This window comes from Psychromonas sp. KJ10-5, assembly GCF_055808325.1.
Genome location: NZ_CM147864.1, coordinates 2,697,208 through 2,710,410 on the forward strand (window position 1 = coordinate 2,697,208; position 13,203 = coordinate 2,710,410).

General features: G+C 38.5%; 12 protein-coding genes. 10 read left to right on the forward strand and 2 right to left on the reverse strand.

Annotated elements, in window-relative coordinates; all coding sequences use genetic code 11:
* Positions 1-19: 19 nt before the first annotated feature.
* On the forward strand, positions 20-649 hold the full coding sequence (locus tag AC0L3W_RS11895; protein WP_409438803.1) for a TetR family transcriptional regulator C-terminal domain-containing protein: 630 nt from the start codon (positions 20-22) through the stop codon (positions 647-649).
* 184 nt (positions 650-833) lie between these two features.
* On the opposite strand, the gene AC0L3W_RS11900 is transcribed toward AC0L3W_RS11895, so the two are convergent.
* Positions 834-1,898, reverse strand: a complete 1,065-nt coding sequence (locus AC0L3W_RS11900) for an OmpA family protein (RefSeq protein WP_290039524.1) — start codon at positions 1,896-1,898, stop codon at positions 834-836.
* A 633-nt stretch (positions 1,899-2,531) separates the two neighbouring features.
* On the reverse strand, positions 2,532-4,052 hold the full coding sequence (locus AC0L3W_RS11905; RefSeq protein ID WP_290039525.1) for a carbon-nitrogen hydrolase family protein: 1,521 nt from the start codon (positions 4,050-4,052) through the stop codon (positions 2,532-2,534).
* A gap of 371 nt (positions 4,053-4,423) precedes the next feature.
* On the opposite strand from AC0L3W_RS11905, the gene AC0L3W_RS11910 reads away from it, so the two are divergent.
* The 9 genes from AC0L3W_RS11910 (at position 4,424) to AC0L3W_RS11950 (ending at position 13,202) form a co-directional block, all read left to right on the forward strand.
* Positions 4,424-5,215 (forward strand): transporter substrate-binding domain-containing protein, encoded by a 792-nt coding sequence (locus AC0L3W_RS11910; RefSeq protein WP_290039526.1) that lies wholly within the window; start codon positions 4,424-4,426, stop codon positions 5,213-5,215.
* Between the two features lie 13 nt (positions 5,216-5,228).
* On the forward strand, positions 5,229-5,897 hold the full coding sequence (locus tag AC0L3W_RS11915; RefSeq protein WP_409438802.1) for an amino acid ABC transporter permease: 669 nt from the start codon (positions 5,229-5,231) through the stop codon (positions 5,895-5,897).
* Between the two features lie 12 nt (positions 5,898-5,909).
* A complete protein-coding gene (locus tag AC0L3W_RS11920; RefSeq protein WP_290039528.1) occupies positions 5,910-6,560 on the forward strand; it encodes an amino acid ABC transporter permease in 651 nt (216 codons plus the stop codon).
* A complete protein-coding gene (locus AC0L3W_RS11925) occupies positions 6,547-7,275 on the forward strand; it encodes an amino acid ABC transporter ATP-binding protein (RefSeq protein WP_409438801.1) in 729 nt (242 codons plus the stop codon). The genes AC0L3W_RS11920 and AC0L3W_RS11925 overlap by 14 nt, the downstream gene beginning before the upstream one ends.
* A gap of 3 nt (positions 7,276-7,278) precedes the next feature.
* Entirely contained in the window at positions 7,279-8,097 is an 819-nt protein-coding gene (locus AC0L3W_RS11930; RefSeq protein ID WP_409438800.1) for a MurR/RpiR family transcriptional regulator, read from the forward strand.
* A gap of 98 nt (positions 8,098-8,195) precedes the next feature.
* The gene (locus AC0L3W_RS11935) at positions 8,196-9,194 is read left to right on the forward strand and encodes a bile acid:sodium symporter family protein (RefSeq protein WP_409438799.1); all 999 of its coding nucleotides are present in this window, start codon (positions 8,196-8,198) and stop codon (positions 9,192-9,194) included.
* 12 nt (positions 9,195-9,206) lie between these two features.
* Positions 9,207-10,403 carry an amidase gene (locus AC0L3W_RS11940; protein WP_409438798.1) on the forward strand — a complete coding sequence of 399 codons (1,197 nt, stop codon included), beginning with the start codon at positions 9,207-9,209 and terminating at the stop codon, positions 10,401-10,403.
* On the forward strand, positions 10,403-11,980 hold the full coding sequence (locus tag AC0L3W_RS11945; protein ID WP_409438797.1) for a gamma-glutamyltransferase family protein: 1,578 nt from the start codon (positions 10,403-10,405) through the stop codon (positions 11,978-11,980). Before AC0L3W_RS11940 ends, AC0L3W_RS11945 begins: the two co-directional genes overlap by 1 nt.
* Positions 11,970-13,202 (forward strand): pyridoxal-phosphate-dependent aminotransferase family protein, encoded by a 1,233-nt coding sequence (locus AC0L3W_RS11950; protein WP_409438796.1) that lies wholly within the window; start codon positions 11,970-11,972, stop codon positions 13,200-13,202. The genes AC0L3W_RS11945 and AC0L3W_RS11950 overlap by 11 nt, the downstream gene beginning before the upstream one ends.
* Position 13,203: the final 1 nt, after the last annotated feature.

Below are 13,203 nucleotides of genomic sequence, written 5' to 3' on the forward strand. Positions count from 1 at the left end.
TTCACCTATAGGGAAAACAATGAGGAAAAGCAATAAAGGCAGAATAAGAGCCGAAAAGACACAAATAATATTACAAGCAGCTGAAACTGAATTTGTTAAACATGGTTACAAAGGTACGAGCATTCAGGCAATTTCAGACGCAGCAGGATTGCCTAAAGCTAATCTATTATATTATTTCCCTAGCAAAGAAAAATTGTACGACGCACTACTAAAAAACATTATATCTATTTGGAACCAAGCCTTTACCGAGATTACCGAAGAAGATGATCCAGCCAAAACACTTGAGCAGTATATACACAGCAAAGTGGAACAAGCGATTCATTATCCTAATGCATCAAAAATATTTGCAGCTGAAATCATCCAAGGAGCTCCCAACCTAAACGAGTACCTACGTACAGAAACTCGCACTTGGTTAAAAGACAGCTGCAAAATAATAGACAGCTGGATTGCACAGGGAAAGATGAAAAAAGTAGATCCTGAAAAGCTAATCTTTTTAATTTGGTCCAGCACACAACATTATGCCACTTACCAAGCTGAGTTATTACTCATTACAGACAGGCCAGAATATCTACAAAAAGATATTACCCAAATTAGTACATTTTTATGCGAGATGGTGCTATCGGGTTGTGGCCTAACAGCGAGTAAATAAACAACAGTATGAAGTAGGCTCACTTGTAGAGAGCAAAACGATACAGCACCGTTATATACGTAATCACCTTGGGCAAGACTCTGAAAAAATATAAATAGTGAGAATAAAAAATAAGAGCCATTTTATAATAGGCAAAAAAAAACCCTCTAATCGCTTAGAGGGTTTAAATAGTTACTCAGTAAAATTAACGTTCTACAGCAACTTTACGCGTTTCATTGATGTTGATTTCAATGCGACGGTTCATTTTATGTGCTTCAGCAGTGTTACTTGAATCGATCAAGTTTGTTTCACCGTGACCAACAGGTGTTACACGTGAAGAATCAATACCGTATTCAGATGTTAATAAGTTAGCAACTGCAGCGGCACGTTTTTCAGATAACTGTTGGTTGTAGCTTGCTTTACCTAATACTGAAGTGTAACCATCAACTGTAATGTCTACGTGTGGGTACTGTTTAAGGAAAGCAGCAACGTCTGATAATTCAGAGTAGTACTCTGGTTTTACAACAGCTTTGTTGTTATCAAAGTTAACAGCTAAACGGTAAGAAAGTCTTTCTTGCTCAAATACAGTACAACCTACTTCATCTACTTTATCTGTAGTTGGTGTAGCAGGACATTGGTCAACACCATCAGCAACACCGTCTTTATCTGTATCAACAACTACTGGTGCAACATACGGTGCTGGCTCTGGTTTAACAGCCACTACTTTATCGTTAGTGCTGAAGAAGTAAACTAAACCAACTTGTGCAATTGCATCAGTTTGCTTATCTTCAAATTGGTAGTTTGCTTTACCTTCTAAGTAACCAGCGAACTGGTCAGTGAAGTATTGACGGTAACCTAGACCTGCATTAACAGCAGCTTCTGTGTCTGTATTAAAATCAAATGCGTTAACACCACCAAGTACGTAAATGTTTTGCTCTGTTGGGAAGTACAATGCATCTAAGTTGTATTTGTTAATACCTTGAATGTTATCGCCTTCATGAAGTTCTGCAGCGAAACGAGTGTAAGATAAACGAAGCTCTACAGGTGCAGATAGACGGTAACCTAACTCAACACCAATACCACCTGAACGTGTAAATTGATTGTCTGAAGGGTCTAGACGGTCATTATCGGCTTTCATGTATGCACCATGAATACCACCGTAGTAATTACCTACTAAAGTGTCAGCGTCTGGTTGTTCTGCAGCATTAACAGCGTTGAATTGAGTAAGTAAAAGCGTGCTAACAAGAAGAGAGGTTTTATGTTTCATCATTTCTATATCCATTTGATTAGTTAATTGTCCGATAAAGCATTTAAATATTTAATTAAATGTGATTATAAGCACAACAAAAAAATAAAAAATTTAGCAAAAAATATCATGTTAAAAATTTGTTTGCAAATTAAATATCTGGGAAGGCTAAATAAATAACACTTCTCAAAGGTCCTTTAAAACTGTTCTATATACCCAGTTATTTTACAAGAGCAGGTAAAGAAATACTCCTTTATAAAATAAAAAATATATTAATAAAACAAACCAACAATAACCAATAAGAGGTAAAAATAGTTACTCGTTTTTGCCTTAAAATAGCATAACAAACAAAAACATAGCTCTCTGACCAAGCAGCGTTTCATAAGAACAATCTATTATAAAAGTAAAGTATTTAAAGTCATAACACTTTATATAATATTTGAACTACTTTGAGCAGTATAAGCCGCCCCAAAAGAATACGTACCAACCATGTATTTAGATCACTATTATTTACACAATTAATATAAATATGATTTACTTCTATAATACATATCAAAACAATGGTTTATCATCATCGTTTGATATGTATATTCATAAACATATCAACAGCCCCTTTCATTTTTCAGACTGTTTTTGCATTTATACTCATCTAAATAATTAATATTTTTCTAATTTAAATAGGTCGGTACGCCTATCTTTCAAGTTTTTGACACTACCAAATTGATGGAGTTCCCTTAATAAATAAAGATCTACATCTGCAATTAAAATCATTTCTGTATTTGGCGTTGCTTCGGCCTTGATACCATTAGCAGGAAAAGCAAAGTCACAAGGCGTAAAGACAGCTGATTGGGCATACTGAATATCCATATTATGAACTTTAGGTAAGTTCCCGACACCACCAGCAATAGCGACATAACATTCATTTTCAATAGCACGGGCTTGTGAGCAAGCTCTAACGCGAGAATAACCATTTTGTGTATCAGTTAAAAAAGGCACAAACAGAATATCCATTCCTTCATCAGCTAAAATACGACTTAATTCAGGAAACTCTGAGTCATAACACACTAATATACCAATTTTGCCACAGTCGGTATCAAAGGCTTTCAAGTGGTGCCCGCCTTCCATTCCCCACACTTTCGTTTCATCAGGAGTAACATGCAGTTTTTCGAAACGCTCTTTGGTGCCATCTCGACGACATAAATACCCAACATTATAAAGCCGATCATCTACTATCTCAGGCATACTGCCAGTGATAATATTAATATTGTAGCTAATCGCTAAATCAGTAAATTTTTGTACAATAGTGTCTGTATATTTAGCTAACTCACGAATTGCTTGCGGTTCACTAATATGGTTATTCTCAGCCATTAACGGAGCATTAAAAAATTCAGGGAAAAGTGCAAAGTCAGAATGATAACTTGCAACGGCGTCAACAAAATATTCAGCTTGCTCCATTAATTCATCAAAATCTTTGTAAGGACGCATTTGCCATTGAATTAACCCAAGACGGACTAATTTTTTAGTTGGAATAGTTTGTTTATTCGGTTTTTCATAATAAATATTGCTCCACTTCAACAATACTGCGTAATCATTCGAGCCTTTATCACCTTCCAAGTAACCTTTAATAATTCTGGCAGGGTAAAAGTCATTAGATATCTGAAAATTTAATACAGGATCATGTATCTCTTTACGTTTTACTTTATCTATATATTCCTTTGGCGATATTTGCTCTGAATATTTATGATAATTAGGTATTCGACCACCAAAAGTAATGCCTTTCAGATTTGCTCTTTCACAGAGCTCTTTTCGATAATCATATAAACGTCTGCCGAGTCTCAATCCTCTAAACTCAGGTTTAATAAAAACATCCACACCATATAAAGTATCACCATAACTGCGATGAGTATTGAAGGTATCGTTACCAGTGATTTCGTTATATGTATGGCTATCATCGAAAGCGGCATAATCCACTTTAATAGACAGTGCACACCCAGCAATCTGTTCATTAACTTTAATAACCACTTGTCCTTCAGGAAACTTATCAATTAAAAATTTAATTTGATGCTCTTCTCGGTAGGGATCATCTAATGTGGTATAAGCCTCAATCATAATCTGTTTCAACTCTTGATAATCATCAAGGCTCAATAATGACAATTCAATATTTTCTATATTTTGCATGGTAAGACCTACTTGAATATAAATACTTGATTCGAATTTGCTCAACTAACATATACAGAGCATTTTTTGTAACCTAAATCGACTGATAAACTTCAATATACTATTGAAATACATTAATAAAAACACCTTTATACACTCCATTGAAACTCAGCACTGACGTTTAAATAAACAAATAGAATTGCCCTCAAATAGTGCAACGATCGCACCAGATTAATATAAATTGATAACAATATTTTTTATTTAACTCACGTAAAGAAACTAAGTTAATGTTTTAAAAGATCTTTTAAAAATACAAACTAAATGGCACAATCGTTGCACAATTACACCGAATAGTTTCAATCGTTTCATTTTATAAAACATGGAGATAAAAGATGAAATTTTTAAAGGTTCTATCAAGTGTGGTTTTATCAACAACGTTGCTTTTTTCTGCTCAATCAGTGCAAGCAGATAAATTAGCAGACATTAAACAAGCATCGGTGCTAAAAGTTGCAGTACCTCAAGACTTTCCGCCTTTTGGATCTGTTGGAACGGATTTACAACCTCAAGGTTACGATATTGATATGGCCAAATATTTAGCCAAAGAACTGGGTGTTAAGTTAGAGCTCATTCCAGTAACTAGTGCAAACCGTATCCCTTATCTACAAACAGGCAAAGTGGATTTAGTTATCTCAAGCATGGGGAAAAACCCAGCTCGAGAAAAAGTAGTAGACTTTAGTGAAGCCTATGCACCATTTTTCCTAGGGGTATTTGGAACAGAGTCAGAAGATGTAACCGATGCTGCAGGTTTAGCGGATAAAACAGTGGGTGTAACACGCGGGTCTGTTGAAGATTTAGAATTAAGTAAACTAGTCCCTGATAGTACTACAATTAAACGTTTTGAAGATAACAACAGTACATTATCAGCATTTTTATCTGGCCAAGTTAGCTTAATTGCCACGGGTAACTTAGTCGTGACTGAAATTGCAACTCGCTACCCAGATAAAGCGCCTGAGACTAAGTTCTTGCTTCATAACTCACCATGTTATGTAGGTGTAATGAAAGGTGAGAATGAGCTATTGACTGAAGTTAATCGATTAATTCAAGCCGCAAAACAAAATGATGTCTTAGAAGACTTATCGCAAAAGTGGTTAAAAGCACCTTTCCCTGCAGATTTAAAGTCATAGGTTATACATAATTATGAGCTACCAACTTGATTTTCCAAGTTTAGTTCCTTTCCTGCCGCAATTTGCGGCAGGGTTATGGACAACAATAGAATTAACTGTGATTTCCACTTTAGGTGGATTGCTACTCGGAACTGTATGTGCTCAAGGTCGTATCAGTAAAGATGCTTGGTTAAGAACCATCTGTTCTTGTTATGTAGAGGTCATCCGAAATACCCCCTTTATCGTACAACTATTTTTTATCTTTTTTGGGCTACCCGCTTTAGGTTTTAAATTATCTGCTTGGGAAGCTGGCGTGATTGCCATGGTGATTAATCTAGGGGCTTATAGTACAGAAATAATTAGAGCCGGTATTGATGCAGCTCCGAAAGGGCAATGGGAGGCAGGACAGACATTAGGATTAACTCGACGTCAGGTTTTTTGGCATATTATTTTACCGCCAGCTTATCAACGAGTTTACCCAGCAATTGCCAGTCAATGCATCATCGTTATGCTAGGTTCTTCGGTCGTATCTCAAATTTCCGTAGAAGAGTTAACCTTCTCAGCAAACTTTATCCAGTCTCGAACTTTTTTAAGCTTTGAGTCTTATATAGTGGCTGCATTAGTTTATCTATTACTAGCTATTTTAATGCGTCAAGCTTTTGCATTAGTAAAACGCTGTACTTTCAAAAACCCATCTTTATAGGAGGACTCTAAAATGATGCAATTTACAGATTGGGATATTTTAAGAAACCTTCTTTTAGCTGCTCGTTGGACAATTTTATTATCATTATTGGCTTTTATAGGTGGAGGTCTATTCGGCTTACTGTTAACAATATTACGAAGTATGCGTAATACGCTTATTACCCGCTTAATCCAAGGTTACGTTGAAGTTTTTCAAGGTATACCTCTATTGATGCAATTATTTTTAACCTTCTTTGGATTCTCTTTAATTGGATTTGAAGTTGATGCTTGGACAGCTGCCGTAATTTCGCTGACGCTTTTTAGTAGTGCATTTTTCCATGACATTTGGCGAGGTTGTATCGAAGCTCTGCCAAAAGGTCAATGGGAAGCATGCCGTACATTAGGATTGAGCTACTTACAAACTATGCGTTATGTCATTGTTCCTCAAGCAATGCGTATGTCGATAGCACCTACGGTTGGTTTTTCCGTACAAATTGTAAAAGGAACGGCCCTAGCCTCTGTCATTGGTTTTGTAGAGTTAACTAAAGCAGGCACTATGATCAACAACGCTGTTTTTCAGCCATTTAAAGTCTTTGCTTTTGTGGCACTTTTATATTTTTTAATCTGTTTTCCACTGTCTTTATTAGCTCGTTATTTGGAGAAAAAAAATCATGTCGCTCGTTAGTCTAGATAAAGTTCATAAATATTATGGTGATAACCATGTTTTAAAAGGTGTAGACCTTAAAATAGAAGCGGGTGAAGTCGTCTCTATCATAGGAAGAAGTGGATCAGGTAAGAGCACCCTTCTTCGTTGTATGAATGGCTTAGAGCAATATCAAAAAGGTGGGGTAATCGTTGATAACCAATCTGTCGAAGATGATGAATATAAACTGCGCTTATTAAGCCGAAGTGTCGGAATGGTTTTTCAAAGCTTTAACCTATTTCCGCATATGACTGTTGGTCAAAATGTAATGCTTGCAACCAAGTTAGTATTAAAAAAATCTCCTTCAGAAAGTAAAAAGCTAGCTGAAGAGTTACTAGAAAAAGTCGGTTTATCAGATAAATTCTCCACTTACCCAGGTAACTTATCTGGTGGGCAACAGCAACGAGTAGCCATCGCGCGATCTTTAGCTATGTCTCCTAAAGTTTTATTATGTGATGAAATTACATCTGCTTTAGATCCTGAATTGGTTGGAGAAGTATTAAAAGTATTGGAGCAATTAAAAGCAGAAGGTATGACACTCATTTTAGTCACACATGAAATGAATTTTGCTCGTGATGTAGGTGATCGAGTCGTATTCATGAATCAAGGCAAAGTATGGGAAACAGGTGCCAGTGATGAAATTTTCGCAAACCCACAAACGGAAGAACTAAAAAGCTTTCTTGCAGCTGTAAGGTAATCAATGACAAACAACAACCACTCTCTCACAGATCGTATTAATCGCCATTACGCGGAGTTAACACCAAATAGTCGTCGTTTAGCCGATTATTTGTTACTTAATCCAGAAAAAGTATTGATCATGTCTACGAATGAGATAGCAGAATCTTGCGCGGTCTCAAAAACCAGTGTTAGTCGTTTCATACGTCGCCTCGGTTATGCTGATCATTTGTCGTTACGTAATGAACTGTTAGAAGTACGAGAAAGTGGTGAGCCCGTTTTGACCGCAGTTCAAGAAGGCTGCGACTTTCATCAAGATATTCAAGGGTTACAACAATTAAAAAAGCAGTTAGAGAGTACTTCTTTACAACCTATTACCAAACAGCTGGCAAACGCACCACGCATCAAAATTATTGGTTATCGAAATAGCTATCCGTTAGCGATGCATTTTCGCCAACAACTAATGCAATGCAGAGGCCATGTAGAACTGTTACCAGTCCCTGGGCAAACCATAGGTGAAGACTTAGCTTCTATTGATGAAGATGACTTTGTAGTGGTAATAGGTATCCGTCGCCGTGTAAAGAAATTCGCTAAATTATTAGAACAATTGCAACACAATAAAGTATTACTGATCACTGATCAGTCAGGCCAAAAGTATGCCGGTAATGCAACGCATCTTTTAGTGTGCCACATGAATAATGAAACTCCCTTAGATAGCTATGCGGTTCCAAGCAGCTTAATCGCTCATCTAGTCAACAATACTTACCAACTTCTAAAAGGAAACGCTACTAAAGTAAGCAGTAAAATAAGTGCAAATTACTCCAAACTCGATGAATTAGAGTAATGATACTAACGAGAGTAGATAAGAGGCTTCGCTACAAGTCCTTTCATCATAGTAGTTGGTGTTATTAACATGATAAAAACAAGGTCGTTAAAATTAATATGAATATTATAAGTAAGCTTAAAAAAGAATGGTTTTTAGTTGGAATGGTGATTGCAATAGCGCTCGCAACCGTTACTGCCGAACTCGGCAAAAGCGGAGGTATCATCCATCTTGATAAATTAACAGGGATCGGTGTTGCTATCGTCTTCTTTTTACATGGTTTAGGGTTATCTCCTGCCGCGATTAAAGCAGGTATTAGTAACTGGCGTATGCACATCTACATTCAGGTAGCGACCTTCGTTGCTTACCCTTTATTGTGGGTGATTTTCGGAGATCTATTCTTAGCTTATATGCCAGCTGCACTGGCTTTTGGTTTTTGTTATCTCTTTGTTTTACCAAGCACAATATCTTCTTCGGTAGCAATGACAAGTGTAGGTAAAGGTAATGTCCCTGGTGCTATTTTTAATGCATCATTATCAAGTATATTAGGTATCTTTATCACACCATTGTTAATTCAATTATTCATGGGGTTTGAAGGTGTTGAATTAGATTTAATGGCTTCTATTATTTCCATCTCAAAATTATTACTTCTGCCTATGATTTTAGGCCAGTTAGCACGCCCTCTATTATTAAAATTTGCAGAAAAACATAAAGCAGTTGTTAATAAAGTCGATAAATATGTGATTTTATTAATTGTATATAACGCTTTCTGTGACTCAATCGTCAATGGTATTTGGAGCTCATTTTCATTAGAAATGCTGATCACCTCATTTGTATTATGTGTAGTGATTTTATTGATCATGGTTCACCTTATTCAATGGGGAGCTCGCCGCAGCAAGTTTGCATTAGCAGATGAAGTTGCAGCGGTCTTTTGTGGAACCAAAAAAACCTTGGCGGCTGGCATTCCAATGGCGACGGTTATTTTTGGAAGCGACCCTAAACTGGGCATGATCTTATTACCTATAATGCTATATCACCCAATTCAAATTTTTTACTGTGCAATATTGGCCAGTCGTTATGCAGCACAAGCCGAGCCAGTAACTAATACATCGATTTAGAAGGAGCGGGATATGAGTAACAACACAACAAAAGATAACAGTGTTTATTGCCTACAAGGTCCTGAAAAACTGTCTGCAACAGGCTCCGGTTTATTGAATAATAAAAGCTTTGTCTTTAAAGATTTGTTCGATGTTACAGGGTTTGTTACTGGAGCAGGTAATCCAGCTTGGTTAAATAGCCATGAGCCTGCCAACAAAACGTCTCCTTTGATTGATAAGTTATTATCAAAAGGCGCAAATTGTGTTGGTCGCGTTCAGACCGATGAACTTGCCTATAGCTTAAATGGGCAAAATATTCATTACGGGACTCCGATCAACCCGATTGCACCAAGTTGTCTACCAGGAGGATCATCGAGTGGCAGTGCGGTGGCAGTAGCCAGAAAAGAAGCTGACTTCTCAATTGGTACTGATACCGGTGGCTCTGTACGTGTCCCAGCAAGTTATTGTGGTTTATTTGGGTTACGTCCAACATTGGGGAAACTAGATTTAAGCAATGCATTTACCTTATCTACAAGCTTTGACACCGCTGGTATCTTCAGCCGAGATTTAACACTGTTAAAAGCAGTATTTAAAACACTATCTGAAGATAACACAAGTGGAGAAGCCACTGCTCAGATTTACCTTGATGACACCTTAGCGAAGTCATTAAGCGAAGCGCGTTTGAATAGTTTGCAAGCATGGTGTAAAGCATCATCGATCAAACTACTCGGTTGTAATTTATTAGGCGAGTTGGCGATGACTTTAGATGATCTCAGCCTTTTATTCCGAACGATTCAAGGCTATGAAATTATTCAAGAGCATGACCAATGGTTGGCTAAATATGGCGAGACTTTAGATCCTTCGATCCTATTAAGAGTCGATTGGGCACGAACCATCACCAGCGCAAAGTATGATCAAGCAAAAACTCAGCAACGAGACTTTACCAATAAAGTGACTGTTCACTTAGAGCAACTTAATGGCTTATTTGTATTACCAACAACGCCTTCAGGTGCTCCTTCATTAACGCTCACTGGTGAAAAACTGGCAGATTACCGTTCACAACTGATGGGCTTAACCAGTATTGCAGGCTTAAGCGGTTTACCACAATTGCATTTACCAATGGCAGATTTAGATGAAGGCCCTTGCGGTTTCTCATTGATGGGTTTAGCTAATAGCGAAGCAGATTTGATTGCAACTGGCTTAGCACTTACCGAAGAGGAGGTTAACTAATGGCTTATCAAACTTCCTTTACCGCTCCACATCATAAAGCAGCCGCTGCAGGCCAAGCAATTCTCGATGCTGGCGGTACAGCCAGCGAAGCGATGGTCGCTGCGGCCGCAATGGTTTCTGTACAATATCCACATATGAACAGCATTGGTGGAGATGGCTTTTGGTTAATCAGTAAAACAGGCCAACACCCTGTGGCGATTGATGCCTGTGGTGCTGCTGCGCTCGATATCGACCTACAAAGCTATCGTCAACAAGCAGATGAATTACCAGAAAGTGGTGGTTCAGCGGCATTAACCATGGCAGGCACTATTTCAGGCTGGCAAGCCGCATTAGAGATTGACGGTGGTAGTTTACCGCTGAGCAAATTACTACAACCAGCAATCGATGCTGCACAACAAGGAATTGAAGTAACACAAAGCCTAGTTGATGCCAGTGAAAAAACACTAAATCGATTACAACAACTAGAGGCTTTTTCTGCGGTTTACTTAAAACAAGGTAAAACCCTTAAGGTTGGGGATATCATTACTAACCAACCTTTAGCCGATACTTTTACACGGTTAGCCGAGGCCGGACTGGATGATTTTTACCGCGGGCAATTAGCAGAACAAATGGCAGCTGAATTAGCATTAGCAGGCAGCCCAATTACGTTAGCGGATTTCAACCAACATCAAGCAAAAGTAACCACGCCATTAAGCGTTGAAATATCCAAAGGCCATTTATATAACTTAGATGCACCAACACAAGGGTTAGCCTCTTTATTGATTTTAGCTATTTATGATCGTTTAGCTGATCAAGTTAACACTGAAGTCGAGCATATTCATCTGCTTGTGGAAGCCACGAAACAAGCCTTTATTATCCGCGACCAACAAATTACCGATCCAGACTGCTTAACCCAACCGCTCCAAGAGTGGTTAAATGATTCAGTGATTCAGGAATGCGTTAATAATATTTCTCTAGAAAAAGCATTAGCTTGGCCACACATGGCAAAGCCTGGTGATACGGTTTGGATGGGTGCTTGTGACCAATACGGTACCATGGTGAGTTTCATACAAAGTATTTACTGGGAATTTGGTTCAGGTGTTGTATTACCTAGCTCAGGTATTACTTGGAACATTCGAGGTAAAAGTTTCACACTGGACGCTAGCCACCATAACGTATTAGCGCCCGGTAAAAAGCCTTTTCACACATTAAATCCAGCTTATGCAGAGCTAAGTGATGGCAGACGTATTGTCTATGGTTCAATGGGTGGTGAAGGCCAACCACAAACCCAAGCCTGCCTATTTAGTCGTTACCTTTATCAAGGTACCAGCTTATCTAGCTCAGTGGCTAAACCGCGTTGGTTATTAGGCCGCACTTGGGGCGACAGTACTAATAATCTACGTTTAGAGAACCAACTTTACAAACAATACGGTGCAACACTAAAAGCCTTAGGGCACGACGTAACAGCCGTCGCAGATAACAATGAATTAATGGGGCACGCTGGTGCCATTATGCTCAACAAACACGGTGAAGCACAGGCAACTAGTGACCCGCGTAGTGATGGGCAAAGCTTACTTGGAGAAAATAATGACAACTAACACTTTATTTGAAACGCTAAACCCACCTGTACGTTTATTAATGGGGCCAGGTCCAATCAACGCATATCCACGCGTGCATCAAGCGATTTCATCAGCATTAATTGGTCAATATGATCCCGTAATGACAGGTTATATGAACCAAGTGCAATCCTTATATCGAGACGTGTTTGAAACACACAACAAACAGACTATGTTAGTCGATGGTACTGCACGTGCAGGCATCGAAGCGGTATTAGTGTCAGTACTTAAACCTGGCGATAAAGTACTGATCCCGGTAATGGGGCGCTTTGGTCACCTCTTGTGTGAAATTGCGCAACGTGTTGGTGCCGTGGTTAAAACCATTGATATCGAGTGGGGTGAAGTTTGCCCGCCAGAATTAGTAGAAAAAGCGATTAAAGAGTTTGGCCCAAAAATGTTAGCGACGGTACAAGGTGATACTTCAACCACCATGAACCAACCATTAGCAGAAATCGGTGAGATTTGTGAACGTTATGATGTGCTGTTCTATTGTGATGCAACCGCTTCAATCGCAGGTAATGAACTGAAAATAGATGAGTGGAAATTAGATGCAGTATCTGCAGGATTACAAAAATGTTTGGGTGGGCCATCTGGTAGCGCACCTATCACGCTAAGTGACCAATGCGCAGAAGTGATCACGCGTCGTAAGCATATTGAAGCAGGTATTCGAGCAGATCATCATACCGCTGGCAGTGATGCGATTATTCAATCTAACTATTTCGACCTGGCCATGATAATGGACTACTGGGGTCCTGAGCGTTTAAATCATCATACCGAAGCGACGAGCATGTTATATGCCGCACGTGAATGTGCACGTATCTTCCTAGAAGAAGGTAGTGAAAATGTAGTTGCACGTCATAAGCAAGCAGGTGATGCAATGGCTAAAGGTTTACAAGCAATGGGATTAACCTTGTTTGGTAACCAAAATTATAAAATGAATAACGTAGTGGGTGTTTACATTCCTGAAGGATTAGATGGCGATAAAGTACGTCAAGAGTTACTTCTGTGTTTTGGTATTGAAATCGGCACTTCATTTGGCCCCTTACATGGAAAAATTTGGCGTATAGGTACTATGGGCTTCAACGCAAGACAAGAGTGTGTACTTACTACACTTGCAGCATTAGAGTCAGTGTTACTAAAACATAAAGTAAAAATAAATCCAGGTCAGGCAGTGACCACTGCTATGCAACACTTTAGCGTCTAAC